Source organism: Arthrobacter sp. LAPM80 (genome assembly GCF_046736435.1).
Taxonomy (GTDB): domain Bacteria; phylum Actinomycetota; class Actinomycetes; order Actinomycetales; family Micrococcaceae; genus Specibacter.
The window spans coordinates 24,908-49,828 of the sequence record NZ_JBCHVD010000012.1 but is presented as its reverse complement, the minus strand read 5'-3'; the positions used below and the strand labels follow the sequence as shown (position 1 = coordinate 49,828).

The 24,921-nt window shown below is 60.6% G+C and carries 22 protein-coding genes and 1 pseudogene; 9 read left to right on the top strand and 14 right to left on the bottom strand.

Annotation, left to right across the window (positions count from 1 at the left end; all coding sequences use genetic code 11):
- Positions 1-621: 621 nt before the first annotated feature.
- Complete coding sequence (locus AAGW05_RS12980; RefSeq protein WP_411804961.1) at positions 622-1,263, top strand: LuxR C-terminal-related transcriptional regulator; 642 nt, start codon at positions 622-624, stop codon at positions 1,261-1,263.
- A 1,711-nt stretch (positions 1,264-2,974) separates the two neighbouring features.
- Here AAGW05_RS12980 and AAGW05_RS12975 read toward each other — a convergent pair.
- On the bottom strand, positions 2,975-3,634 hold the full coding sequence (locus AAGW05_RS12975) for a TetR/AcrR family transcriptional regulator (RefSeq protein WP_411804960.1): 660 nt from the start codon (positions 3,632-3,634) through the stop codon (positions 2,975-2,977).
- Positions 3,635-3,733: 99 nt separating this feature from the next.
- On the opposite strand from AAGW05_RS12975, the gene AAGW05_RS12970 reads away from it, so the two are divergent.
- Both AAGW05_RS12970 and AAGW05_RS12965 read left to right on the top strand, forming a co-directional pair.
- The gene (locus AAGW05_RS12970) at positions 3,734-4,186 is read left to right on the top strand and encodes a nuclear transport factor 2 family protein (RefSeq protein ID WP_411804959.1); all 453 of its coding nucleotides are present in this window, start codon (positions 3,734-3,736) and stop codon (positions 4,184-4,186) included.
- On the top strand, positions 4,183-5,076 hold the full coding sequence (locus AAGW05_RS12965; RefSeq protein WP_411804958.1) for an SDR family oxidoreductase: 894 nt from the start codon (positions 4,183-4,185) through the stop codon (positions 5,074-5,076). Before AAGW05_RS12970 ends, AAGW05_RS12965 begins: the two co-directional genes overlap by 4 nt.
- Before the next feature lie 244 nt (positions 5,077-5,320).
- Here the strand turns inward: AAGW05_RS12965 and AAGW05_RS12960 are convergent, their stop codons facing one another.
- The 5 genes from AAGW05_RS12960 to AAGW05_RS12940 form a co-directional block, all read right to left on the bottom strand.
- Positions 5,321-6,019, bottom strand: coding sequence for a response regulator (locus tag AAGW05_RS12960; protein ID WP_411804957.1), 699 nt, complete (start codon positions 6,017-6,019; stop codon positions 5,321-5,323).
- A 1,330-nt stretch (positions 6,020-7,349) separates the two neighbouring features.
- On the bottom strand, positions 7,350-8,117 hold the full coding sequence (locus AAGW05_RS12955) for an ATP-binding protein (RefSeq protein ID WP_411804956.1): 768 nt from the start codon (positions 8,115-8,117) through the stop codon (positions 7,350-7,352).
- Positions 8,118-8,123: 6 nt separating this feature from the next.
- A complete protein-coding gene (gene istA, locus AAGW05_RS12950) occupies positions 8,124-9,695 on the bottom strand; it encodes an IS21 family transposase (RefSeq protein ID WP_411804955.1) in 1,572 nt (523 codons plus the stop codon).
- A gap of 247 nt (positions 9,696-9,942) precedes the next feature.
- Complete coding sequence (locus tag AAGW05_RS12945; RefSeq protein ID WP_411804954.1) at positions 9,943-10,329, bottom strand: hypothetical protein; 387 nt, start codon at positions 10,327-10,329, stop codon at positions 9,943-9,945.
- A gap of 142 nt (positions 10,330-10,471) precedes the next feature.
- Positions 10,472-11,677: a TDT family transporter gene (locus AAGW05_RS12940; RefSeq protein WP_411804952.1), complete on the bottom strand. Its 1,206-nt coding sequence runs from the start codon at positions 11,675-11,677 to the stop codon at positions 10,472-10,474.
- A 115-nt stretch (positions 11,678-11,792) separates the two neighbouring features.
- On the opposite strand from AAGW05_RS12940, the gene AAGW05_RS12935 reads away from it, so the two are divergent.
- Positions 11,793-12,716 (top strand): LysR family transcriptional regulator, encoded by a 924-nt coding sequence (locus AAGW05_RS12935; RefSeq protein WP_411804951.1) that lies wholly within the window; start codon positions 11,793-11,795, stop codon positions 12,714-12,716.
- A 394-nt stretch (positions 12,717-13,110) separates the two neighbouring features.
- Entirely contained in the window at positions 13,111-13,827 is a 717-nt protein-coding gene (locus AAGW05_RS12930) for a hypothetical protein (protein ID WP_411804950.1), read from the top strand.
- Positions 13,828-14,017: 190 nt separating this feature from the next.
- Here AAGW05_RS12930 and AAGW05_RS12925 read toward each other — a convergent pair whose 3' ends face one another.
- The 3 genes from AAGW05_RS12925 to AAGW05_RS12915 all read right to left on the bottom strand — a co-directional run bounded on the left by AAGW05_RS12925 (position 14,018) and on the right by AAGW05_RS12915 (position 17,010).
- On the bottom strand, positions 14,018-14,392 hold the full coding sequence (locus AAGW05_RS12925; protein WP_411804949.1) for a hypothetical protein: 375 nt from the start codon (positions 14,390-14,392) through the stop codon (positions 14,018-14,020).
- A gap of 27 nt (positions 14,393-14,419) precedes the next feature.
- On the bottom strand, positions 14,420-14,737 hold the full coding sequence (locus tag AAGW05_RS12920) for an integrase core domain-containing protein (RefSeq protein WP_411805012.1): 318 nt from the start codon (positions 14,735-14,737) through the stop codon (positions 14,420-14,422).
- 1,820 nt (positions 14,738-16,557) lie between these two features.
- Positions 16,558-17,010 (bottom strand): MarR family winged helix-turn-helix transcriptional regulator, encoded by a 453-nt coding sequence (locus tag AAGW05_RS12915; protein ID WP_411804948.1) that lies wholly within the window; start codon positions 17,008-17,010, stop codon positions 16,558-16,560.
- Positions 17,011-17,093: 83 nt separating this feature from the next.
- Between AAGW05_RS12915 and AAGW05_RS12910 the strand changes: the two genes are divergently transcribed.
- The 3 genes from AAGW05_RS12910 (at position 17,094) to AAGW05_RS12900 (ending at position 19,004) form a co-directional block, all read left to right on the top strand.
- Entirely contained in the window at positions 17,094-17,267 is a 174-nt protein-coding gene (locus AAGW05_RS12910; RefSeq protein ID WP_411804947.1) for a hypothetical protein, read from the top strand.
- Positions 17,268-17,303: 36 nt separating this feature from the next.
- Positions 17,304-18,287, top strand: a complete 984-nt coding sequence (locus AAGW05_RS12905; RefSeq protein ID WP_411804946.1) for a phosphotransferase — start codon at positions 17,304-17,306, stop codon at positions 18,285-18,287.
- A 468-nt stretch (positions 18,288-18,755) separates the two neighbouring features.
- Positions 18,756-19,004 carry a hypothetical protein gene (locus tag AAGW05_RS12900; RefSeq protein WP_411804945.1) on the top strand — a complete coding sequence of 83 codons (249 nt, stop codon included), beginning with the start codon at positions 18,756-18,758 and terminating at the stop codon, positions 19,002-19,004.
- 201 nt (positions 19,005-19,205) lie between these two features.
- Here AAGW05_RS12900 and AAGW05_RS12895 read toward each other — a convergent pair whose 3' ends face one another.
- The 5 genes and pseudogenes from AAGW05_RS12895 to AAGW05_RS12875 all read right to left on the bottom strand — a co-directional run bounded on the left by AAGW05_RS12895 (position 19,206) and on the right by AAGW05_RS12875 (position 23,876).
- Positions 19,206-20,093 (bottom strand): F510_1955 family glycosylhydrolase, encoded by an 888-nt coding sequence (locus AAGW05_RS12895; RefSeq protein ID WP_411804944.1) that lies wholly within the window; start codon positions 20,091-20,093, stop codon positions 19,206-19,208.
- A gap of 92 nt (positions 20,094-20,185) precedes the next feature.
- Positions 20,186-20,701 carry a DUF305 domain-containing protein gene (locus AAGW05_RS12890; RefSeq protein WP_411804943.1) on the bottom strand — a complete coding sequence of 172 codons (516 nt, stop codon included), beginning with the start codon at positions 20,699-20,701 and terminating at the stop codon, positions 20,186-20,188.
- A gap of 193 nt (positions 20,702-20,894) precedes the next feature.
- Complete coding sequence (locus AAGW05_RS12885) at positions 20,895-21,392, bottom strand: hypothetical protein (protein WP_411804942.1); 498 nt, start codon at positions 21,390-21,392, stop codon at positions 20,895-20,897.
- A pseudogene (locus tag AAGW05_RS12880) lies at positions 21,389-23,476 on the bottom strand (copper-translocating P-type ATPase). Before AAGW05_RS12880 ends, AAGW05_RS12885 begins: the two are co-directional and overlap by 4 nt.
- Positions 23,477-23,609: 133 nt before the next feature.
- Complete coding sequence (locus tag AAGW05_RS12875) at positions 23,610-23,876, bottom strand: heavy-metal-associated domain-containing protein (protein WP_411804941.1); 267 nt, start codon at positions 23,874-23,876, stop codon at positions 23,610-23,612.
- A 547-nt stretch (positions 23,877-24,423) separates the two neighbouring features.
- Between AAGW05_RS12875 and AAGW05_RS12870 the strand changes: the two genes are divergently transcribed.
- Complete coding sequence (locus AAGW05_RS12870) at positions 24,424-24,765, top strand: hypothetical protein (protein WP_411804940.1); 342 nt, start codon at positions 24,424-24,426, stop codon at positions 24,763-24,765.
- The last annotated feature ends 156 nt before the right edge of the window (positions 24,766-24,921 follow it).

The following is a 24,921-nucleotide window of genomic DNA, read 5'->3' as shown; positions in this document are numbered from 1 at the left end:
AAAAGGAATAAGGTACCCGTCCCAGCGGTGGTCGCAGCCTGCCAGGAAGACCGTCTCGGCTGAGAACGTGCGCTGGCGGTACCGACCGGACGCTACAGCCCACATGACGCGGACGTAGTTCCCCTCGCGGCCAACCACATATCCGTGGATCTCGATGCCGGCATCCCTGACCACCACCCTCGCGGCCGCTGTCTGCAGGCGAGCCGTTGATCGGGTAAGAGGAGGCTCAACCTGACTCAGAGTTACCCGTCTCGTAGTCGTTGTTGACACTATTTGACCACCAGTTTTTCAACGGAACAGGCTATTGACGGCCAAGGTTGGTGTGGGTTGTCCGGGGCTGTGGGTCCGAGTCCATTCCGGTGTAACGCCACGACGATTGCTTGCTCGCGTCGAGTCAGTGCCGCGATCCGCTGGGGGTTAGCGGTGTTCCGGTGCTCATCCTCGGCCAGGGCCAATTGAACAATGAGCTCCCGCACAGTCGCTTGGGCGAGATCGTCGTCCTCAAGCGTGCTTCTGTTCATGATTTGGACTGAATTCATCCCCAAAGCCTAATTTTCAGAGGGGTTAATGTCTTCACCCCAAGGGGTGAACTCTTGCCCCCTCCTGCAGCAAGGTGGGGGCATGGCAAACCTTCGCGTCACCCTGGTGGATGCCTATGAAATCGTGCTTCGAGGGCTGGAGAAGATACTTCGGTCCTACGGGGATACCGTGGAAGTCGAACTCGACCGCAACCGAAATGTGGCCAAACCTGTCGACCTTACGCTCTACGATACTTTCGCGGCGACGCCGGGAGACGGTGCGGATGTGCACGAACTGGCAAGTAATTCGCTTGCTGGCAAGGTGGTTGTCTATTCTTGGGACCTCGATAAAACACTTGTCCAGGCTGCTCTGGCCAATGGCGCCAGCGGATACCTGTCCAAAGGCCTTCCCGCGGCCCGCCTAGTCAGTGCCCTCCACGATATCCACCGGGGCGAAGGTCAAGTTTTCCAAGGACCCAGTGGCCAGTCGAAATCGAGCCTCGGAGATTGGCCTGGCCGCGAAGAAGGCCTGACCCAACGGGAGGCTGAAGTTCTTGCCCTCACCACCCAGGGGCTAAGTAACGCCGAGAAAGCCGAAAGGGCGCGGTCATCTATCAACACCGTCAAGACTTTTATCCGAAGCTGCTACCGCAGTATCGGCGCGACTGACCGCTCCAACGCCATCCTCTGGGGACTCGAGCAGGGATTCTATCCAGACCACAAACGCGTCCGACCACGACAGTGAATAATGGACTCTAAGCGGACAACATCATGAAAGAAATGGATACTAAGCCCTGCGGGTAGCCAACTCCCTGAACCTCGCGACGGTCTGGGCCTGCCAGGCCGTGTTTTCGGCCGGCACCCGCATGTCACTAGCTTCTCCATGGTCCGGCGTCGAACGCGGTCGTCCATTTCTGAAGAGGGAATCGTGAAGCCGTTCACGGCGCAGCACAGCACCCCCGGACCCGTACGGTGCCACATCGTAGTCCTTGACGATCGCTCGCTTGAACCCCGTCGTGAAAGTCCTGCGTGCGGACCGGTTGGAACACTTACCCTGCTCCGCCGCGCCTTGGTCTTAACTGGTTGATTCTCCGGGTACGGAATGCCCGGATCCTGCTGATTGTATGTAGTGCTGGTGAAACTGGATGCACGAGCACCTATCGCTCGCGGTGTAGGGCGTCCACTGCGGCCCGCGCAACCCCTCGTAGAAATCGAAGTCGCAGTGATTCGGTTCAAGAGGCCACCACTGAACATCAGGGCCCACGCCCGGCCGCTGCCTCGACTAAAACCGGCTCACAAGCCATGATGACTTCTGTGACCAGCGCACCAACCGCCGCGCCTGTGCTACATGCCACTGCTATGAGGGTGGGCGCAGGCAGACGGGCAGACTCATGCCGGTCGAGCTGTCACTCGAGCTTGGCAAAAACCCCAAGACTATTCGGAAGGCGCTGCGGGAAAAGTTCGGCAAGCTGCCGTTCAAGGAAGGCCGCTGGAGGGCTCTCATGCCCGAGGACGGGGGCTACTGCGCCGCCCGCTACCGCCGAGTCAAACGATGCGACTCCAACCATATAAGGACCGCGTCTGACCGCAGCTTGTCGATGGGGGAGAGCTGGCCAAGAACCGTAGCAGGGTCGCGTATGTATTACGGCTCTTTGAGATCGGCGGGTGCTCGCCCGGACAGTTCAACAGTCCAGCGCAATTCGCAGTATCACCCCGTCTGTGATCTGGAGCATCCTTTACGTCGACGTGCTCACACAGTTGAGAGCCAAGAGTTGTCACCGCCATCGGATGCCGAGCACTCGCGCTGCACCGCTAGCGAGCGGGAGCCCCGCGTGAACGGCGACGGTGTAGAGCAGCGGGTTGCCCAGTCGCCGCTGCCAAGCGAGGGGTGGCTCCGTCTTCGCGACAGCGAACGCTGCATACTCGAGCATGAGTTCCTGGCCGTGACCAAGCGCCTCGGGAATCGATGATGCACGGAGGCCTTCGGCGAGGTGCGCGGCGTCGAGGAGCGTGATCCGGTCCGAGCTCCACCGACCGAGTGTGTCTGGAACCGTTGCGGCGATCAGATCCTGGTATCGCTGCGATCAGGGGTATAGGTACTCGCGGGACTCCACCATCGGTAGCGCGGACGTCATCCGGGTGATGTCGGCTGAGAATCTCGGCTCCCCGGCGATCACCGACCACACCAGGTACGGTCTTACGGGTAGGACTCCGCGCGGGAGTGCGATGACTCCCGAGATGGCACCGAATCCCAACGGTCTGGACGCGGGTCGGCCGGTCACGTGCCGCCGTCGAAGCGGCTTCCTCCCGATCAGCAGACGTGCTTCATCGGCCATCCTGAATCTGGCTCGAGTACGACCGCGATGACCGAACACGGCGATCTGCTCGGAGGAACAGTCCGCCGCCACCGGTGGGATTGGCTGCATCGGCGCCAGGTCCGCCGTCGTCCGGGGTTCCTAGAGTAGGTTCGCCTCAAGGGTCCTGGCGATGAAGGTGCCGTATCGCTGGTCTGACCATCCCCGTTTCATGACGAGGTTCTCGTACAGCTCCGCGGTCGTGCACGTAAACATGATATCTGCGGCCTCCTGGGCGCCAAGGCCTGGACGCAGGAGACCACGGTCCGCGATCTGCTGCGCGTTGCGCAGCATTCGCCGGTAGCGGACATCGTCAACCTCGCGTAGCAAGTCCGCCATGTCCGCGTCGCCGCTGGCCGCCGCGTCCCGGATGAGCAGGATGATCGGCGCCACGAGCGGGCTGACCTCGGCAGTGAAGCTACCGAGCTGTTCAATGAGTGCTCGCGGATCCGTTGCCGTCAGCTGCGCGAGGTCGGATCGCTGCTCTGCTGGCGGGGCACCCGAGCCGAGGAGGCTTTGTTCCTGGATGGCCCGCACGAGCCCGGGCTTGCCGCCGAAGTTTTTGTAGACCGATTCGGGGGACACCTCTGCCGCGTGCGCGATCTGCGCTATCGTCGTGGGCCCGAACCCGTGCGCGAGGAACAACTCGCGCGCACGAGCGAGCACAGTGCGCCGCGATTGCTCGGCGAGCTCCCGGCGCCGTCGTGCATCGTAGGCGCGCCTGGGCGTGGGAGGCTCAGATGCATTGACGTGGTGGGGCATGTCGTCCTAAAATTTTATCAATACAGTTAGCTGTATTTAAACTAAATCTAGCAGATCTGAGCCTCCTTCACACGCCCGAGGCACCAAGGAGTCATCATCATGGACACGCCTGAAGGTCTGGACCGCCTCCCCGACGGCACCGTGCGGCGAATGTTCGCCGCCGCCCGCCGGAAAGACCTCGACGCGATGGTCGCCGAGTTCGCCGACGACTACGTCAATATCACCCCCAACCACCCCGACCGCAGTTTCACCGGGAGCGCTCAGGTGCGGTCCAACTGGTCCGCCCTGTTCGCGGGAGTCCCCGATCTCACACTGGAAATACGCGACGCGGCAACTTCTCCCGATGGGAAAGTCTGGGTCGAGTGGGCCTCCCGCGGTACGCGTCGCGACGGCGTTCCCGTCGAGCAGGCCGGAGTTGCGATCTTCACCGTGCGCGAAGGACTACTCTCCGCCGTCCGGTTCTACTTTGAGCCCGTCGAGCACGAGTCCGGGGACGTCAACACGGCCATCCGTGACGTCGCAGGCGCCGATTCGAGAGGACCACGGCCATGATCCTCGTTGTCGGCGCCACCGGTAATCTCGGCGGCCGCGTTGCCAAGCTGCTGCGCTCAGAGGGACAGGAGGTTCGCTGCCTAGTGAGGCAAAGCAGCGACGACACCGGGTTGCGTGAACTCGGCACGGAAGTGGTGCGTGGAGACCTCACGGTACCGGCCAGCCTAAAAGCTGCCTGTCAGGGCGTCGATACTGTGATCGCCACGGCGACGGCGATCGGTCGACGCATCGCCAGGATCAGCCATGAGACCATCCGGGCCGTCGACGAACAGGGCATGAGTTGCCTGGTGGATGCGGCCGAGGCCGCGCACGTGCGCCGCTTCGTCTACATGTCCTTCCCCGGAGCCGACGCGGCTATCGGCACGCCTCTGGAACGAGCCAAGCTTGCGATCGAGAGGCAACTGGTCGGCTCGGCGATGCGGACGGTCATCGTCCGTTCGGACGGCTTCCAAGAAGTCATCCTCGCCCCCATGGCACGCTTCGACATGGCCGCTGGGAAGGCGGCAGTCATCGGCAAGGGCGACACAAAGAGGCGCTATGTGGCCACTGAAGACATTGCCTCTCTCCTCGCGGCGGTCGCGACCGAGCCCGATCCGCCGTTGCTGATCGAGGTCGGCGGCCCCGAGCCGCTCACGAAGAACGAAGCCATCGCGATCGCCGCGGAGCTCACCCATCACCAAATGAAAGTGCAGCGCATGCCGCGCACCATAGCCCGCCTCGCGATCCGCCTGCTCGACCGCCGCAACGACGCCCTCGCATCCTTGTTCGGTGTAGGGTTGCTCGAGGACCTCCAGGAGGCCACCTGGGACGATCAGCCCCTGCGCCAGCGCGGAATCATCCCCAGGCCCGCCAGCGACTTCCTCCGCGAGCAGGCCCGCGAACTGACCTAAGCGCGTGGCTTGAGGGAGCCGTCCGATTGATCAGCCAGAAGATCCTCAAGGGCCGGTGAGGTGAAGGGTGCCCCCGAGTCAAATCGTCTCTGACCTGCTGCTTTGCAAATGGAGACTCGCGAAGTGTCCGCGAAGCGTGTGGCGATGGGGACCAGTGACTTGAACGCGCAACAGCCAGCAGGCCCGGACATCCTCCCTTGTCGTGCCGTTGCGCGCAATCTGAATCATGGCGAACCTGGATTAGTCAGCCTAACCGGTGGTGGCTGGTCAGGCCATGTTCGTAGGCGAAAATAACGGCGTGCACACGGTCCCGCAGCCCAAGTTTCATCAGGATGCGGCCCACATGAGTTTTAACCGTTGATTCGGACACGAACATCTGTTGGGCGATCTCGGAGTTTGTCAGTCCGGCGGCGATGGCCGAGAGAACTTCCGATTCTCTGGGAGTCAGGGCCGCGACCGCGTTGTCACCGGAATCTGGGTGACCGGAGGGAAGCCTTTGACTGAAAAGGTCCAGCATCCGGCGGCCGATTCTGGAGGAAATGGCGGAGTCTCCTCCAGCGACCGCTTTGATGGATGCGAGCAGCTCAGCTGGCCCGACGTCCTTGAGCAGAAAGCCGCTGGCACCGGCCCGGAGCGCCGCGAAAGCATACTCATCGAGGTCGAAGGTTGTGAGGACAATGACGCGTGACTGGGGGCACTCATCGGCGATCAGCGCGGTCGCAGCGATGCCGTCCATGCCCGGCATGCGCACATCCATCAGCACCACGTCCGGTGCCAGGGTACGACACATCTCGATCCCAGTCCTGCCATCCCCGGCTTCGCCCACCACCTCGACGCCGTCTTGGGCGTCGAGCACCATGCGGAATCCCATGCGGACCAGTGTCTGGTCATCAACGAGCAGCACCCGGATAGGGAGCGTGGTCGGGCCAGCTACCGCTGCCATGGTGCGCCTTCCTGCGCCGGGAACCGTGCGGTCACGGACCATCCGCTGCCAGTGTGAGCGCCCGCGTGCAGCGTGCCGTCTGCGGTAATGCAACGGCTTCCCTTGGCAACGACAGAGGATAGCGCTCCATGCGGTCCCGCAAGATGTTCGGCTATGGGACGCGCTTGTGCTGCCGAATGGGTGGGCGGAGTTGTTCGGGTGCCCGGTCCCCACTCTGGACATTTGTGCGTTCCGTCCGCGATTTCCACATTGTGACGAACGCGATCACGGTCATAAGGAAGGCAACGAAGCTCATGGCGCGGAGGACGAGCCAGAGTGCAGTCGGATGTGGAAGGAGCAGACTCAAGTCCCCGGCCGCATCCGCACGATTGACAAAGGTTTCATCGATCGGCGTCCAGAACACCACAGCTATCACGCTGAGCACAAACATGAACAATGCCAGGGCAAACACGCTAATCGTACTCACCGTCGGTGGCCGTCTTGCGGTCGTTGATGGCATCAGCGGTCAGCTCCTCGTATTTGACATGCGTAACCAGCAGAATATCGAGGCCGACCGACAGTGGCGGTTGCGTGACACAAAACCGCGACGCTCATTGAGGCAGTTGTTGCCGTTTCGGCCTACGCCGTGGCAACCGTCATGGAAGCGGTTATGCATTATTTGAGGCGGAGGCGGATCAACCCTAATCGAGCCCAGGTCAACCACTTCACCAGTGCCCGCCAAGGCTTCCCCGCTGGACGCACTTAGAGATCACCCGTCTTCGTTTCTTCCGGAGTTCCTTCAATCCAGTGATCGACTCTGACTTCCGGAACTGCTTGGAGTAGAGGATTATCTGGCACGTTATCTAAGCTGTATTCAACGGGTCGTTGAGAGGATGCACCCTGTAGCAAAAATGTTGGGGGACACAGAAGATCCCCTTCGGCGGTTGGAGAACATATTTGCCTGGCCATCCGACCCGCCCGGCACGCCACCGGTGGCACGTGAGTGGGGCGAAGAACGCCCTCCACCGAGCCGGCATAATTCCGGCAGATTCTCACATCTCCGCAGTGAAGTGCCTTCGTGCTGCCCAGCCTCGGCTCCCACCCAAAGCGGCGGCATATCTGTCCAACGACGCGGCACAGCAATAGCCAGCCCCACAAGGGCTTCCCCTCCGGAACTGCCAAGGTGCGACTTTTTTGGCAAATTCAGCCTGATGGTACGGGCAGTCCGGACAGGTGGTACCGCTGGTTTCGGGGACCCGGTACTGGCCAGGAGCCGCTGACTCGGGTTTCTGGCCAGTACCGGGGTTGACCGCCGCCGGGTGTGCGTTGGTGCCTTTCCTGGGTGTGGCGGTTATTCCCAGTGGTCGGTTGCGTCGCGTGCTTCTTCGGCGTGCAGCCGGCGCATGTCGATGGCGCCGAGGTTGATCGTTCGGGCCCGGCTGGCGAGCCGGTTCACGATGGAATCAGCGGCGACTTTCTCGGGCAGGCTTTCGATCCAGTATCTCGGCCCTGACTGGCTGGCGATCATGGTGGGCAGGCGCTGGTCCCTGTTGACCAGGATCGTGAACAGGTCGTTCGCGGCCGTCTCATCGATGCCGATCGTTAAAAAGTCATCGACGATGGGCAAATCTACGTTGCTGAGCATGTTGAGCAGGTTCTGGTGCGCGATCCTGTCTCCACGGGAGATGACCAGTTCCAGTGCGAGCTCGTCCATGCGGGTGTAGTGGACCGATTGCTCCGCATGGCACGCGGCAATCCCTATCGCGCAGGCAATGTAGGTTTTCCCGGCACCGGTGGGAGAAATCAACAGCAGGTTCGTCGGGTCAGCCCGCCAATCATGAGCGGCGTAGCGTTGCATCCGCACCGAGGATACACCCCGTTCTGGCATGTACCGGATCTCTTCGATCGATGCGTGCGGGACGGGGAACCGGGCCTTGCCGATGAGCTTGTCGATCCGGTTTGAGCGCCGGACCTCCAGCGCCTCATCCACAGCGGTAAGGAACAGCTCCTCCGGGGTCTTGAGGTCATTGCCGTCATCCTTGAGCAGTTCCTCCAGTTGAAGGGCGACCTGGGTGATGCGCAGCGCCCGGAATTTCTCGTAGTCAACACTGGTGAACATTCCCGGCTACCGGCCTTCCTGGTAGTAGTCAGCGCCGCGAACATACACATCAATGTGTTCACCAATGTCGGTACAGGCCGGGGCTTTCTTCGTGTTCGGTGCCGCCGGCAGTGGCGGCGGAGCTTGTTGGCTGTCACTGTTCATCGAGGCCATCAACCGCTTGAGCGTGGTGTAAGTCGGATAGCCGTGTTGGTTCAGGATTTGCTGGCATGTTGCTTCCAAACGCTGCCTGTTGTTCTTGCCCAAGCCACCGAGGATGTTCTGGCAGTCCAGAAAGGCCTGGGCCGGAATTTTCGCTCGTTCAAGGATCGCCGTGATCACCGCGACGGTCGCCGGGCCAAAGGGGCGGGCACGGTCAAGGAACCACTTCGGGGACCACAACCCGTCGATGTCCTGGTGCTGCTTGGGGACGTGTTCGGCCAGGGTCGAGTACTGGCCCTTGCGCCCGTGTTTGCGCGGATGCTCACAGGCCACCGCCTCGCCGTCAAAGACCGTGACCTTCACGCCGGTCAGCCGGACCTTCAGAATCCGGCCGGTCAGCTTGTAGGGCACCGAGTAATGCTGGTAATCGGCGGTGACATGGTAATTCCGTCCGGCTTTCAGCTGCTTCCATTCCACCGACTCAAACCGTTCCACCGGCAGAGACTGCAGCAAGTGTGCTTCCTCTGCGGTGAATTGTCCGCCCCGGGTCGATCCATCCACGCGCTTGATCCGTTCGTTGATCTCATCGACCCGCTCATCGATGGCCATGTTCAACTCCGCCAACGTCATCCAGAGCTCCTCGCTCAAGTACCCGATGACCCGCTTGTTGACGACGTTGACCGCAGATTCTGCGGCTGCCTTGTGACGGGGACGATTTGCCCCGGCCGGCACGATCGCCGTGCCGTAATGGTCAGCCAGTTGCTGATACTTGGCATTGACGACCCGGGTGCTATCACCCTTGCTGTGCCGGTTCGTTGCTGTCGCAGCGTTGTCGGGGACCACGATAGGGGTGACACCGCCATAGCGCTCAAAAGCCTGAACGTGGGCGCTGTTCCACGCCTCCTGCTTCATATCGGTAAACGCCTTGCAAAAGACCATGCCCGAATACGGCAACACCGCCACGAACAAATACGCCTTGCTCACCTCGCCCGTCACGGCGTCAACCAGCGGCAGCGTGTCCCCGGCCCAATCCACCAACATCGCCCGGCCCGGTTCGTGATGCAAGGTGGCCACGACCTCATGAACCGCCGCGTAGTCATTGAACAACTGACAGAACTGCGTATACCCGTACTTCTTCTTTTCCTGCACTGCAGGCGCCTGCACATACCGGTGCCAGGCCTGCTGCAAGGTGTAATGCCGATTCGATTTCATCGACCTCACAATCCCCGCGAAGTCCGGCTGCACAAACCCGGCCGAGACGTCCTTCCGCCCGTCAGGAAACAACTCCGCCAGTTCATCCCGGCTCAATGACGCCGCGTGGCCCGCGGTGATTCCACGGGCCTTGACGGTCTTGTTCACCAATGAAACCTCCCGGCGTGAACAACCCACCAACTGAACAATCTCGCTGTAACTTCGGCGTTCCAACACCAACGCCATGATCGCACCGTAATCCGCCATCAAAGGGCCCTCCAGTTCAACGCAGCAACGCCGATTGCGCCGCCGGTTTCACAAGAAGACCACAGCAGTACCACCTAGCCGAAACAAGCGGTACCACCTACCCGGACCAGCCGTACCCTAAAGCCGTATTTGCCATTTTTTAGCTCCGCGAGCGCACGAATTCAAGGTTCAGTCTCCGACTTTCCAATGGCACGGGTGAATCCTATGCTGGGCTGTCGATATGAAGCTAGCTGGCAGCGGTCAGGACGATGGCGTAGGTGTTTACGCCGACGATTTTCGCGGTCTTGACTGCACTGGCGAAGCGTAGAACATGGCAAAACGAGCTTTGTGTTCCATCTGCTAAATAAAACACGCCGTCGGCGCTTGCTCCACGGCCGTGAGTAAGCAGTGATCCGAACACCACCTGATCAACCTTTGGGAGTCCCGTAACCCACCTAAGGACCGTCTCGCGATCGGTCAAAATTCGATCTCCTACAATTTTCCACGCGATATCCTCGGCGAGCAATGACATGACGTGCTCACTGTTTCGTTCCGCGAGGGAAACAACAAAATCTCTGACAATCTCTTTTCGAGGAGCATTTCCGCAGTCTGGCTCGTCATGAATCTTCACCATGTAGCAACAGTATTCGCTCGAGCTGATTCCGCCCTGTAACCGACACAAGCATCGTCATGGAACAACGCCACCTCAGTCCCGGTTGCGGATGGGCTTTGCCTGGATTCAATCCGGAAGCTGCGGTCCGTTGGACTATCTGGCTCTACGCCGCGTTAGCGTGGGATTTTTCCGCTTCCTGTGGCGACACCTTCAGGAACAAGGTGCCATGGATGGCGCTGCCGATGAAGGTCTTGGTCGCCACAAGTAACCAAGTAGCAGCCAAGCCGATAAATGCAGCTACCGCCATGACCTCGAAGGCAACCAACCCGGTGTGTGCCGCTAGGCCGCTCAGGCCGGTGACGCAGGTTCCCACCGGGAAGGTGAATGACCACCAGGTCAGTGAGAAGGGAAGGTGTTCACGTGCTGTGCGGATGGTGACCATGGCGGCGATAGATGCCCAGAGCAGCGCGAATCCGAGTACCGGGACCCCGTAGAGGATCCCGAAGGCCTCTAGTGCTTGGGCTAGGAATCCCGAGACAGCTAGGTGGGCGTTGCCGCCCAACAAATTCGCTGCGGTGATGGACTGACCTAGTGGGCCCAGCACGATCCACAGAGTCGGGACCGCTGCTGCTGCACCTACCTTGTGATGGATGAGACGACCCCAAATATGCGGGATGACCATCATGGAGGCCAACAGGCTCAGTCCGAACATTGCGTAGCAGGCCAGCAGCATGGTCTGTCGGGTTTGTCCCTGGGGAAGGTAGGGAAGCAGCATGGCGCCGGTGGAGGCCGAGACCATTGGGGAAACGACGGGCATCAACCAACCGCCAAAGGCAGCATCTTGCCCTACCTGGTGCTTGGTGAACTGCAGATATGGGATAGCCACGGCAATGAACAATCCCAGAGCAGTCCCGGTGCTCCAGAGTGCGATGTCAATGCTCAGCGCAAGTTCGGGGCCCAGCAGGTCCCGGCCGACAAGGAGAGTCCCGGCCCCGACGGTCATCAGAGCCATGGCTGGTGCGCCGTAGAAATGCGACATGACCGAATGTCTGTGGTGGCTCTTGGCGGTTTCGGTATGGAATATCCAATGGATGGTTGTTGCGGCTAGGAGCGAAATCAGTAAGACCGACGCGAGTACCCACATCACGAGCGCCACACCATGCAGCAGCGGGCCTTGAGCGGGAAGTGTTGCCGCCGCGGTGGCGATGATCCCTGTGCCCATCACCGACGCAAACCAGTTGGGGGTGATGTTGGAGAAAAGCTGTGCCGGGTATTCAAGGTCGCGCAAGATCCGGCGGGGACGGATTGATGGCCCCCTTACGTGGGCTGTGGTGTCGTTATCTACTGGTTCTCGAAAGCTGGTGGTCATCTGCACAACTTCATTCTTCCGCTCGAAGTCTCCTGCCAGTAGACGGCATAGACTTGTTGGGGTACAAGATCCACTTGTGCCTGAAGCTGTTTTGGCTACCTATGGAAGAGGGGCAATGCTTAGCACGCGCATGCCGGATATAGCGTCCTTGGAAATGTTCGTTACCGTGCTGGAGACCGGCTCTTTCTCTGCAGCGGGCAAGGCACTGGGGCTGACGCAGCAGGCTGTCTCCTCACGGATGCGATCGCTGGAGTCGAGAATGGGTCTTGGACTACTTCAGCGCTCTCCCACGGGAAGCATCGCGACCGAGCAGGGCACTCTCGTGGGGCGCTGGGCCCGCGAAATGCTTGGCGCGGCCGAGTTGCTGGACGTGGGAGCTGCGGCCTTGCGCTCCGAGGGCATTAAGGAATTGATGGTTGCCGCCAGCCAAACGGTCGCGGAGCATCTCTTGCCCCGCTGGCTGGTCGAGCTGCGCAGCGGACAGGAAGATGCCGGTACACCAGCAACCATCGTCAAGCTCGTGGTTTCCAACAGCGCAGGAACCATCGAGCATCTGCGTGCCGGGAATGCTGCACTTGGCTTTGTAGAAACCCCGTTCCTTCCTGCAGACCTTCACTCCGCCGCGGTCCGGACAGATGAATTGGTCTTGGTGGTCTGCCCCACTCACCCGTGGGCTATGCGGAAACGGCCGGTCACCGGGGCTGAGCTTGCACGCAGTCCGCTGGTCTTGCGGGAAGAGGGAAGCGGGACACGCGACGCCTTGGACCAGGCATTGTTGGCTGCAGGCACCCCCCGACAGGCAGCGCCCCGCATGGAGCTGACAACCACCGCTGCGGTCCGGACGGCCGTGGCTTCAGGAGCCGGACCCACGGTCATGAGCGCACTGGCAGTCCGTGACGATGTGGTGCTCAGGCGCCTGATTCGTGTTCCGGTGAGTGGGATCCAACTCAAGCGCACCATTACGGCGGTGTGGCGCGCAGGCGGGGCATCCCATGACGGCCCGGCTCGGGATCTCATTGCCATTGCCGCACACTGGTAGGCGCAGGGTGGGACGCAAGCGGGAATAAGTGCGATCAGACCGACTATAAGAGAGAATCATGCGAGCCGATAGGATCGGACGTCAATCTAAGTTCGCCGTGCCATGAGTCACGGAACCACGCTGCGAATTATTCTTCTCGGACCCGAATTCCGCGCTTTACCACCACCTTGACTTCCCTAACCATCTGGCGGCCAGGACCGTGGTCATGGACTACATCGAATCCTGGTGAAATCGCCGTCGGCCCCATGTCAAAAACCAGGAACTTCCCTCAGTAAGGCTCTGGCCGTGTACCAAAATCAAGTCAAAGAAATAGCAGCATAAGAGGCAGTATCCATCGCAAGTCTCACACATTTGACGGGCGCAATTCGGGTCGCCGAGCACATAATTTAGTATGATGACTTCGCGCCGGAACATCCTGGCCGCTGTTGCCGTCGGCGCGGCCCTACTCGGCCTCGGTACTGCCTGCTTCGCGCCGGACGCCGGGCCCTCCGCAGCTCCTTCTGCGGACTCCGCCGCGAGAGAGGTGGACAGCGCATCGCCTGCCGCCACCCTCTTAAACGGTGGCGTTGCCCGTCCGCGGGTCGGTATCGCTGCCACGACGGCCAGCGGGCCCCTCAGGGAGGTCCATTCCCCGGGCGCCGTTGACGTGGACGAGCTGCTCACACCTGGCCAGTGCATAGCAAAGGTCATCGATGCCGCCAGTGGTGAGGTTCTCCCGGACCCTTCCTGCACACCCGGTGCAGTGGACCCGGCCGTCACCGAGGGAAACTTAGGTTCAACGATTTGCATGAGCGGCTACACTGCGACGGTCCGCCCTCCGGCTTCGGCCACCGACAGGTTCAAGGTCATTAGCCTGCTGGACTACGGGGAGTCGCCCAACCGCACCATCGAGCTGGACCATCTTGTGTCCCTGGAACTTGGCGGCGCCAACTCCGCGACCAACCTGTGGCCGGAGTTGAACCGTACCGGCGCCACCGGCACCACGAATCCGAAGGACGCGGTGGAGGGCACCCTTCACAAGGCGGTCTGTGACCACAGGGTGAAGCTGATCGATGCGCAGAACGCAGTTGCCCGAGACTGGTACACCGCGATCAGGGACCTGGGGCTGTAACGGTGCCCTCCGGTGTGTAATCTCGCTACATCGGGGCCACTTAATCTCGTTTCTTCGTTGACACCGGGTCTCACTACTTTGTACACAGCTACCGGCATCGTGGCGCCGGTAGCTGTGTGGGTGGATATCGAGTGGCCATCACGTCCGGTTGTTCTTCTTGGCGTTTGGCATATTGGTCTTTGTAGTGGTCTTATTTGAGGTCCCGTTGTTTTGTCGAGTACGCCGCCTGAACACCTTGAACTGAGTATGAAGCAACATAGCGGCCACGGACACTCAGGGCAACCATCGGCAGTGGGAAGGAGAACACGATCTCACCTGTGGCTGGGTCGGTGAGCAGGAAAGCGCCGTTGGTGATGGTCCGAGAGAACTGGCGGTCGGCGTAGGGCGTGGGCAAGGAGACATGGAAGTCTTGGTAATAGACTTGCCGGTTCGCGCGGGTGCTCTCTACGACTGACTGATCCGCGGCCCTGTCTTGGGCGTTTTCATCGGGTAGGATTTCCCCGGTCTTGGAGATCGTCAGTGCCGCCCGATCAAGGTCTCCCTGCCGGCGTGTGCGGACTTGCATGAAGTACGAGGCTTTCGCTTCCAGGACCTATAAGGGAATCGGCTGTGTGGTGGGTGTATGTTCGAGTAAATCCCAGGCTGTACGCGGTGTGGCATGGTGCACGGATTGGAGCGGACGGCGGTTGTTGTAGTGGTCCCGAAAGCGGTTAATCCTGCCCTGGAACTGCTCGAGCGTGGCGGACTGTTGCGCGTCCAAGAACCGCCGCAGGCTTTGCTGTGAGCGCTCGTTTCTTGCCTTGCGTGGTGGGTTTTCCCGGCAGGGACGCTGATCGGCATGGTCCCCTTGGAAACGAGGAAGATTTCGACGGAACCAATCCTGCCGGCCCGCAGCTGGTTGAACGCCAATGAGTTGTCCGAAATCACCGCTTGGCGCGGGCCGTAAGCGTTGATGGCTCGTTCAAGGACCTCCTTGGCATCGGCACGGTTCTCGGCACGGGAGTACGCTGCAGTGCCCACATCGAAGCGCGAAGCATCATCGAGCAGCTGGTACACGGTGACAACTTGCCCACCGGTGAGAGCCGCTGCTCTCTCCCGTCATCACGTACGCGAACGCGGAGCAACGTGATGCTGCGCGGGCAACGGGCCGGACCTAGAGCGCGGCGGCGAGCTACGCCCGTCTCGAGGGCATGCTCGACACGAGCCCTATGGGCTGAAGCGGTCTGTTTCTGCCCAGATGACAGCGGCCGAAAGGGTATGGGGGCACGTATCTTGCGATGAACAAACAGTGGGGACCAGCTCGACCGCTGATATCCGGGAGGAGGGGCGTTGTTGGTTGAGGCAAGAAACCGCGAGCGCCCTCACGCTTCGTGTCCGTTTTACCAGCCGGTCGGGCGTGATGAGGCTCGCGGGGAGTGCGTCCTTGGCGAGTTGTGTTCTAACTGACATCCGGGCTCGGCAGCTCTCATGGGCCGCGATCGCTGCCCTACTGGTCAGCGTTGCTGGTGCAAAACGCCGTCGCTGGCCATGTTTCCTCCACAGCGAGTTCCTGGACCGGTGCGGTTCCGGGGATACCAGTCCATGCGGTTGACAGCTGTGGACGGCTTCCGGGAAAGGTGTTCGTGAATTGGCGGGTAAGGGGACCTTGTAACTTGCCCGGTGTACTTTGCAGGCAGCACGTGAAAACCCTCATGGACTCCACCTTCCATCTGCACGGATTTTTCGGTTAGTAAGCCGAGTACTGATGTGATTGTTGCCAGTTCCACCGTTCCCCGGACGGTGCCGAGTGTAATCAGGCAGCCTCTCGGGACTACGGACCATGGTGCTTTGATGGGATGCCCGATCTGCCGTATCCCTGAGTAGGTGTCAACGGGGCCCAACAATGGCCCGCTGCCGTACCGATCCAGCTGGCTCTGTCCGTACCGGCCGGAATCACCAGTTCCGAAAGCAACGGTGAACCATCCTCCCGCTATAAATACAGCGTCTCTTTCCGGCAGGCTGTCGCTCGTACCCGGGATTCAGCGCTCCACCCAGAACCCGGGCACGGAATTGGGGATCAGAACCGGGTGGCCAACGCTATGCTGGGCGTAAGACGGGTCCGAGTCCGGAGCCGGAGCAAGGAAGGCATGTCCACGACAGGACAACGTACTTTGAGAATCGTCGCGGTAGCGGTCATCGCTGCTGCCGTGCTTGCCGTCGGACTGCTGGTACTGGGACAGAAACACACCGACCGCATCGTCGACTGCGTTTCCGGATACCACAACATATCGGGACCGGCCAGTGATTGCACCCCGGACTCTCCCACCGGATCTCCAGTCCCCAGACGGACCTAGCTAGAGCACGCCCCGACGTCGACCCCGCCGGCAACCGCAACGAAATCTAAAGGAACCCAAAGCCACAAGAACTGCTACTCTCAGGCTGTGGCACTGCCTCAGTCACACCCAGCAGTCCCATCGCGGGGGAGTATCGACGTCGAGCCGGTTTCCCATCAGAATTCTTCCCCCGGACATGACGTCCACTCCCAGTCACACTCGATTCCTGGCCGCTGGAGGGATCGAACGAAGCCTGGAGTGGAGGCTCGAGGACATCCTCGCTGACGAACAGGCGCGCGGGCTACACCGGGTGCGTCGATCGGGCATCGATCGAGAAGAAGAAATCCCTCTCCTTGACAAAAACGTTGGATAGGATGTGCAGGATAACACCATCCCGCAGGGGGTTCCGGCGTGGCTTCTAGCCCGGTTCGTGTTCTGAGAGCGCCGCAACCTCCGTGAGGGCAAGGCGCAATTCTGCGTATCGGTCCGCCCCGAGCGTCTCGGCCCAGAGGCGCTCGGTGTCGGCGATAATGTTCTGCGACACCCTGACTGCGGCAGCGCCCAAGGGGGTCAATGTGACAATTTTTGCCCGTTGGTCGGCAGGGTTGCGGTCAACGAGCACGTAGCCTTCGCGCCGCAGGTGCGCGATGAACTGCCCGGTGCCGGCTTTGGTGATGGCGGCGAGCCTGGCAAGGTCGCTCAGCTGGAGACCTTCTTGGGGGATGAGGGACATCACCCGGTAGTGGGAGGGCCTGAGGCCGGGCAGCTGTGCGGCGTTCAGGGCCGTCCGGAAACTCTCGAACGCCTCTGCCAATAGAGCTGGCATGGGCACTCGGCGATCGATTCGCAAGTCACTGTTGACAGCATTCATAAAGCCACTTTACCATTTTTGGTATAGCAAGTTAACCATTAATCTATGGTGGGGGCACCCCGGTCCCAGTCAAGGGGTGGGCCATGAGCACCGTGAAGATGGAGAGCCTGGACATGCTGGGTTCGGCCGCACCGGACTCAGCTGAACTGCGCAAAATGGCGGCAGCCGCCCTTCACGAGCACTCGGTGGATCTCGTGAAGTCAAGCGCTGAGGAGATGGCGATGCCGCTGTTCAACATGACAACCGGGGGTCTGTGACGGGTTGCCGGAACGGCCCGGACAAGCCGCGTCGGTGTGCCACCGAACGCAATGCCCTTCCGTGCCGTGGTCAAGGTGGTCCAGTCCCCGCCGCTGTGGTCGGGGATCGGTCAGGTGCCCGCTCACTTCAAGGATGGGTTGGTCCGTCACTACCCGTGGCACACGGAGGTCAAGGTGTATTCCTCAGATCTTGCGTTGGCCATGCCTGACGGCGGCCGCCTTCGGAAGGTTTACGCCATAACGGCCCTTGATGAACAACGCACCGCCATCTGGATGGAGGACGTCGCGGAATGTTCCAACGCCCGGTGGACCGACGAGGTATTTCGCCACGCAGCGAACCTGCTGGGAAGGCTGGCCGGAAGCGGACCCGTCCGTGACAGCGGACCCGTCTTGTCTCCGGCAAAGGACGCGGATCGCCTGCGGTTCTATCTCGATTCAGTCGGGACCACGGTGTATATTCCAAGCCTTCGAGGCGAGGAATCGTGGAAAATACCGGCAGTTGCCGAAGCAGCCAACGCAGAGCTCATTTCCAGGCTTCGCGCCCTTACCGACCGGGCCCACTTGCTGGTCCATGAAGTCCTCGAGCTTCCGACATTTCCGGCGCACGGAGATGCCAGCCCGCAAAACCTCTTGATAGAAGCCACCCACGGTGGACAGGAAGGCTGCACGGAATTCGTCGTCATTGACTGGGGGTCCTATAGGGCTGCTTGCGCCGGATTCGATCTCGGCCAGCTTCTGGCCGGCCCGGTCAATCAAGGCTGCCTGCGTGGTGAGGAACTCTACCGATTGGAACCCCTCTGCCTCAAAGCGTTCCGCGAGGGGCTGGCAGAGTCTGGGGTGAATATCCCGGAATCCGAGGTGCGGCGAGGATTCGCCATGACCATGGCGCTCTTTACGGGGATGTCTGCGGTGCCGTCCCAGCGCGTGGACGAACCAGATTCGGAGGAACTGCGGGCGTTCATGGCAGAGCGTATAGCGATGGCTCGTTTCGTCCTCGAATTGCTCGACTCAACAGATTGACATCCGCGCAAACGCAACAGCTCGGCCGAACGGCGACACGGTGAGGGGCTGGAACCCGCGGCCGCTGTGGGCTTGCCCCGTGACTTCAGGGATTGGTCTCTTTCCATCGCGGATGGTGCCTTAGAAACAGATTCGCCATGCAATGAACCGAGGACCCCGTGAATCACGCTATCCTGACCCGAAAAGCCGCTGCCGAGGCTGCCAGAGCCTCTGCATCCAAACTGTTGACGGGGCAAGTTCCCACTATCAAGACCATCACCCCAGGCGCGGGCACTCTCAACGGTGACATGGGCTCCGGCATCTGCACTCATGGTCCCCTCCAACGGCGGAAGCCGATCCGGATCCTCCCCGTTGCCCTGGCACATGCCGCCAGTAAGCCCTTGCCCTTCATCGGCTCTGTTGGAAGCATCGAACCGGTCGGGGTGAGGGTACTGTGAGCACACCGTCGAACGACGCTTCGGGACCTATATGCTGGCCGCACCAAAAAGTACGGCAACGTTCATCGCCACCCAGCTGTGGACCAGCGTCCGGGGTGCCGTGCCTTTCCTGTCGGCTACTGCCGAGATTGGGCACGACGCCGGCCTTATCGCCGCAGCGGCCAACCTCAACTTGAGCCCGCTGGCCACCGGCAACGCCCGGCGCGACCGGGATCTGGCAAAAACCCACCTGCTGGAGACTTATAACCTAGGGATACAAGACGTCTTACCAACCGGGTAGCCGCGGCAGCGGGAGCGCTCCGGTTCCGGGCAGCCGTACGAGTTTGTCCGCGAGGTGGATTTCAACGATAAAATGGCGCACATTTTGTAGTGGTAAGTGTCGCATCCCCCAGCGTGTGATTGATAACTTCGTTTAGTGGCTAGATCCGAGTTTCGGTTGTCGATGACGTTGGTGGCGAAGAATTCACCAGCGCCCACGGTGTTATGGTGTGACCGGGCCGAAGGTGGCCCCGCCGTCGGAGGAGCTTTGAACACCGTCTGCTGTGGCTACCCAGATTGCCGGCTTGCCGCTGGCTTGCGCCAGGGCGGTCACAGCCTGAACTTCACCTTTAACTCTCCCCGCGGCTGTCCATGTCAGGCCCGCGTCCGTAGAGACGTGAACGCTGCCATCCGGGGCAATCCCCACGGCATCGGTGGGGGCCTTCTCGGGCGAAGGTGCAAAGGCCACGAACTGCATTAGTGGGGCGGTCGGGACAGCGTTCCAAGTCGATCCACTGTTGGTGGAGCGTTGTAATCCCTGCTGCGTGGTGGCCAGAACCACCGAGGTGGCTGGATTTCCTGCCAACACCGCAGGGCTGAAGCTAGCCGAGGATGTCTCCCAGGTGATGCCGTCGGCACTCGTGCGCAACTTCCCGTCAAAGGCCACCAAGCCATGATCGGTGGCGCTGAGAGCATGGAAGTCTGATTTGCCCTGGCGAGAGAGGGTCACCCATGTTTTGCCGGCGTCCGTGGAGCGGATGAGCCCGACCGGGTTCGGCAGTGCTGATCCGGGTCCGGGGTGTCCGGAGCCATAGAACACTCGGGGATCTGCAGTGGGCGTGAATCCCATCAGGTCAATGGTGTCGGTGCTGACCTTGACGAGGGTCTTGCCGGCGGCGGCATAGAGGCCATCATGGCTTGCGAGCAGGACCTTCGAGGACATCTGGTCCACGTATATCCCATGGACATGTTGGGTGGTGGATGCGAGTGTCGTTTGCGGGGTGGGTGTGGTTGCTGATGTGCAACCCGCCAATAGCAACGGCAGGACAAGGGCCGCTCCGGCAATCGAGAAACGAGTGGTCTTGCTGAGAGACACGTTGCGGGGGGTCACTGAGATCTCCAGGAGGGAGGAAGGGAGGGCACGGTGGCCGGTGGCGGCCAGAGACGGACCGGGCCGCCACCGATGGTTGGAGTAGGTGCCAGCTAGAGAGTTGCCAACAACGCTTTCATTTCCTTGATTTCAGCTTCTTGGCTGGAAACAATCGATTTCGCCAGCGTGACGGCATCCGTATTCTTACCGTCAGCGACCTCAGATTTGGCCATCTCGAGGGCACCCTCATGATGTGCGGTCATCTGGGTCAGAAACAATTTGGCTGCCTCGGATCCTTGAGCTGCTTTGAGCTTGTCCAAGTCCGCGCTGGTCATCATGCCGGCCATGGCGTGATCACCGGTCATGGTGGTGGGTTCGCCCCAGGCGCTCAGGTAGTTGGTCATAGTGCTAATCTCCGGGGCCTGGGCAGCCTTGATCTCTTTGGCAAGAGTGGTGATCTTTGCGTCCATGTCGGGTTTTGCCAGCATGATGTCACTCATCTCCACTGCCTGGGAGTGGTGGGGCAGCATCATTTGGGCGAACATTGCGTCCGCTGCATTGTGGCCCGCACCGATGGCTTGGGTCTGCGTGGGGGACATGGCCGAGCTGCCATGGTCCATGCCTTCCATGGAGCCTGCATCGGCGCTGGTGGAACAACCGGACAGAGCAATAACGGCGGCTAGGGCGGTGGCGGAAATCGTCAGAATTTTCTTCACAGTAAACAGTCCTCAACTCAAAAGTTTCACTACAGATGGACGTCACCCCTCGGCGGGGTGCGTTAACGAGGACCCGTCACTCAGTGACAGGTCAGAATCGAACGGTTTACGTCCTGCTGATGGAGAGTTGAGTCAACGAAGGAGGGTCAGGGATGCGCCCTGCGCATTTGTATCCCTGATGGCCCGAGATGGTGGGCCCAGCGGCAGGGTCGGGCACGAGGCCCGGTTGCGGGGCCGCTGGCGTAGCCGCCCCGGCGAAGGGGATGCAAGCTCCGTGGCTGGCCATGGGGATCTCGCATCCCAAGGGTGAACACCCACACACATTCATGTTTCCGTGGGAGGAGGCCACTGCCGAAACCTCGGCATGGTCGGCGACTGACATGGTTGGTGCTGCTGCGGGATGAGCAGCAGCAGGAGCTTCTGTCACGTGGGCTGCTACCGAGGTGCCAGCACTGCTGATGTGGACGGACGCCACCGGTGCAGCCTGTGCGTTGCCGATCACGTGCATGCCTAGAAGACCGCCCACCGTAGCGACCGTCAGCGTGATTAAACCCACCCAACGCAGCAAGGATCCAGGCAGTGACAGCGTACTTGAGGCGTTCATGACGGGATCCTTTCTGGTGGCTTGGCGGTGATGGTCGTTGTGTAGTGTACCGGAGTGTACTGGATGGTTCCGGTGAGCTGGCGCGGCAGTTGGGCGTTCAGGGCAACCACGATGGTGGATAGTGACATGAGCACGGCTCCAGCCACCGGTGAGAGCACCAAGCCGACGCCAGCCAGCACCCCGGCAGCCAATGGGACGGAGATGATGTTGTAACCGGTGGCCCAGATCAGGTTTCGCCATATCTTGTGGTAGCTGGCTTTGGAAAGATCTTTGGTGGAGAGCACCGCGCGGGGGGTCGTTGCCAGCTAAGAGCACTCCTGCTGATTCCATGGCTAAGTCCGTTCCCGCACCGAGCGCGATACCAACTTCTGCCCGGGCCAGGGCTGGTGCGTCATTGACGCCGTCACCGACCATGGCAACTTTCATGCCGCGGCATTGGAGCTCGACAACTTTCTGGTCCTTGTCGTGGGGCAGAACTTCGGCAAAGACCTCATCGATGCCCAGTTTTGCGGCGACAGTATCGGCCACCTGCTGCGCGTCACCGTGATCATGGCAACCTTGATGCCACGTCACTGCAAGGCGTGGACTGCCTGTAAGGATTCCGCACGGACTTCATCTTCCAGATCGACGGCGCCGATCACGGCGCTATCCTCGATGACGTGAAGCACTGAAGCACCGGGGTCCATCCAACCCGTTGTTGCGGTTGCGATCTCCTCCGGTTCGGTGAGTCCGAGTTCTTTCAGCAGTGCTGGACCGCCGACGGCCACGGTGGAACCATCAATGGTGGCCTAGACTCCGCGGCCGGTCATCGATTGGAAAGCAGTGGCTTCCAGAGTTAAACTGTCGGGCTTGCTGGCAGCTGTGATGATGGCGCGGGCCACGGGGTGTTCACCGTCGGATTCCACGGCGGCGGCCAGTGCCAGCAATTCATCCGTGCACAGTCCTTCAACGGCCGTGACGTCGGTCCGGGCTGGCTCGCCCTGGGGCAGGGTACCTGTCGTGTCGAAGAGGACGACGTCGATGGTGCGCATCCGCTCCAAAGCCATCCGGTCATTGATCAATACCCCTGCCTTAGCTGCGCGTTCGGTGGAAATGGCAATGACCAACGGGATGGCCAGGTCCAAGGCGTGGGGGCAGGCGATGACGAGTACTGCCACGGTGCGGGTAACGGTGTCGGGAACGCTGCCCAACAGTGACCAAACAATGAAAGTGATGACGCCGGAGCCAGCGGCGAAGGAGAACAAGACCGCTGCGGCCCGATCAGCCAGTGCCTGTGCTCGGGACTTTGAGGATCGGGCTTCGGACACCAGACCCTGAATTCCGGCCAGCGCAGTGTCATCGCCCACAGCTGTCACTGTCACCCGCAAAAGATTATCGGTGGCCACGGTGCCTGCCACTACTGGGTCTCCGACCGTGCGGGGAATAGTTTTGGATTGGCCGGTGATCATCGACTCGTCCACTTCCGCGGATTCGTCGGTGATCTCGCCGTCGGCCGGTAACCTAGCGCCAGGACGAACCAGAACAATGTCGCCGGGGTTTAATTCTGCGATGCTGATGGTCTCGGTGCCGCCATCGGTTACCCGCTCGGCCTCATCGGGCAATCGTGCGGCCAAGGCGTCAAGAGCGCCTCGGGCAGAACCCAATGCCCGCATCCCGATCCAGTGCCCCAGCAACATGATGGCCACCAGCAAGGCAGGTTCCCACCAGAAATCCAGGTCGAAGCCGCCACTGCCCAGACTTGTCACCCAGGACGCAATGAACGCCACCGTGATGGCCATGGAGATCAGCAACATCATGGCCGGCTGGCGTGATTTGGTTTCCTGCCACCCACCCTCGAGGAATGGCTGGCCGCCGTAGAAGAAGATCACCGAACCCAACAGTGGCGCGATCCAACTCGAAACGGGGAAGTGGGGCACGGTGTAACAAAGGAGGTGCCCGAACATAGGGCTAAAGAACACGACAGGGATGGACAGGATGAAGGTCAGTCAGAATTGGTTCTTGAACATGGCGGTGTTGTGCCCGGCGTGTTGGCCCTCACTGTGCACGGCATGGTCATCATCGGCCACGCCAGCATGCTCCATCATCGTTTGAATGGGGGTGGAATGCGCGCCGGGCAGGCCCTGCTGCGGAGCTGTGTCGTTGGATGGGGGTCCGGCGGGGTGGTTGTGGTTGTCCAATCACTCCTGGCTCAGTAGTGCAGAGACAGCCTGCCGTTGGTTAGATTCCGACTAGGGTGTAACCGGCGTTTTTCACAGCGGTAAGGACTGATGTCTGCTTGGGATCCCCGGTTATGGTCAGCGTTGAGATGCCGCCGGTTACCAGGTCAACGGAAGCCGATGCGACTCCTGCCGCGGCTGAGACGGCCGTTTCCACGGTTTTCACACAATGCCCGCACGTTAGGCCTTCCAGGTCGTACCTCGTTCCCGCAGTCCCGGGTAGGTCCGAGGGGGCAGAATCATGGGTGTCGAGTCCGTGGAGCAGCACCCACAGCCGCTGTCAGAAACCGGTGTCAGGTTGAGGCATTTACGGGTGTCGCTTCCGCACATGTCAGTTGATGCCTTTGAACGAGGATGAAGGGTGCGTTGGGGTTGAACGGCAGTGGTGGCCGGAATGATCCTCAGCCGAGACAAACTACTTCACTGACAACAAATCCAAGATACATGGAAGATGCTGTCCATTTGACGACATATTCGACCTCTCAATCCTTGACTTTTGGTACTTTTCCCCCCTAACTCCAGACTCATTTCATGTCTGAAGCTTCCGCTACGTTGCAGCACACGTACCGGTCTTTTGGCGATGTTGCCCCCTCATCAGTTTCGGTGGAGGTCGCAGCCGTCTTTAGTTCATCGTTCTCGGCATGTCAGTATTTTGAAGACCCGGACGAGCTATCTCAAATTGTCGGCTGGGGCCCGAACAACTTGCACACATTGGAGGGCGACTTACGATAGCCCGATGCGCCGGGAGAGGTGTGGGTTTTGCTCTAGTGCACGGTCTTGAGGGTGATGACTCGTGGGAGGGGACCCTCGCATCGATGGCCAGCTCCGATAGTCGTATTGAGGGGATGGTCGTGTGCCCCCGAAATGTGGTCGTGGTTCACGAACTTGCTGTCGACTCGGATTATCGGGGCAAAGGCATTGCCAAGTTCTGTCTTGCGATGACACTCGATAACCGTCTTGAAATTGACGTTGTTCCAGGCGTCTACGACCAGGCCAAGGATCCGCGCCCGATGCACAACCGGTGGGGATTCGAAGGTCTCTGGGCAACATATATCCAAGACGCAGCGGTGATGCTACGGTCTCTGGCAGCCAGGCTCGGTGAACTGCGCCTTTCTGATGAAGGTTCATGGCAAGTGCTGACGTCTTCTGAAGTTTAGGGCTGAGCACTCCTGTCCAAAACGCCAAGTGATCACGCCTTCTGACATTTGTTCTTTCACCTTCTGGAAATGGCATTGTCCGCATCGCCGTGTCCATAAGGGGTGTCCCATATAGACGCAGCCAAAGTGTCCCGCAAGCCGGTCGTTACCGGACAC

Bases quoted from the DNA above. Each gene is read 5' to 3' on its own strand.
- AAGW05_RS12980 (WP_411804961.1), top strand. From the start codon at position 622: ATGGCAAACCTTCGCGTCACCCTGGTGGATGCCTATGAAATCGTGCTT.
- AAGW05_RS12975 (WP_411804960.1), bottom strand. From the start codon at position 3,634: ATGCCCCACCACGTCAATGCATCTGAGCCTCCCACGCCCAGGCGCGCC.
- AAGW05_RS12970 (WP_411804959.1), top strand. From the start codon at position 3,734: ATGGACACGCCTGAAGGTCTGGACCGCCTCCCCGACGGCACCGTGCGG.
- AAGW05_RS12965 (WP_411804958.1), top strand. From the start codon at position 4,183: ATGATCCTCGTTGTCGGCGCCACCGGTAATCTCGGCGGCCGCGTTGCC.
- AAGW05_RS12960 (WP_411804957.1), bottom strand. From the start codon at position 6,019: ATGGCAGCGGTAGCTGGCCCGACCACGCTCCCTATCCGGGTGCTGCTC.
- AAGW05_RS12955 (WP_411804956.1), bottom strand. From the start codon at position 8,117: ATGTTCACCAGTGTTGACTACGAGAAATTCCGGGCGCTGCGCATCACC.
- istA (WP_411804955.1), bottom strand. From the start codon at position 9,695: ATGGCGTTGGTGTTGGAACGCCGAAGTTACAGCGAGATTGTTCAGTTG.
- AAGW05_RS12945 (WP_411804954.1), bottom strand. From the start codon at position 10,329: ATGGTGAAGATTCATGACGAGCCAGACTGCGGAAATGCTCCTCGAAAA.
- AAGW05_RS12940 (WP_411804952.1), bottom strand. From the start codon at position 11,677: ATGACCACCAGCTTTCGAGAACCAGTAGATAACGACACCACAGCCCAC.
- AAGW05_RS12935 (WP_411804951.1), top strand. From the start codon at position 11,793: ATGCTTAGCACGCGCATGCCGGATATAGCGTCCTTGGAAATGTTCGTT.
- AAGW05_RS12930 (WP_411804950.1), top strand. From the start codon at position 13,111: ATGACTTCGCGCCGGAACATCCTGGCCGCTGTTGCCGTCGGCGCGGCC.
- AAGW05_RS12925 (WP_411804949.1), bottom strand. From the start codon at position 14,392: ATGCAAGTCCGCACACGCCGGCAGGGAGACCTTGATCGGGCGGCACTG.
- AAGW05_RS12915 (WP_411804948.1), bottom strand. From the start codon at position 17,010: ATGAATGCTGTCAACAGTGACTTGCGAATCGATCGCCGAGTGCCCATG.
- AAGW05_RS12910 (WP_411804947.1), top strand. From the start codon at position 17,094: ATGAGCACCGTGAAGATGGAGAGCCTGGACATGCTGGGTTCGGCCGCA.
- AAGW05_RS12900 (WP_411804945.1), top strand. From the start codon at position 18,756: ATGCTGGCCGCACCAAAAAGTACGGCAACGTTCATCGCCACCCAGCTG.
- AAGW05_RS12890 (WP_411804943.1), bottom strand. From the start codon at position 20,701: ATGGAAGGCATGGACCATGGCAGCTCGGCCATGTCCCCCACGCAGACC.
- AAGW05_RS12885 (WP_411804942.1), bottom strand. From the start codon at position 21,392: ATGAACGCCTCAAGTACGCTGTCACTGCCTGGATCCTTGCTGCGTTGG.
- AAGW05_RS12870 (WP_411804940.1), top strand. From the start codon at position 24,424: ATGGCCAGCTCCGATAGTCGTATTGAGGGGATGGTCGTGTGCCCCCGA.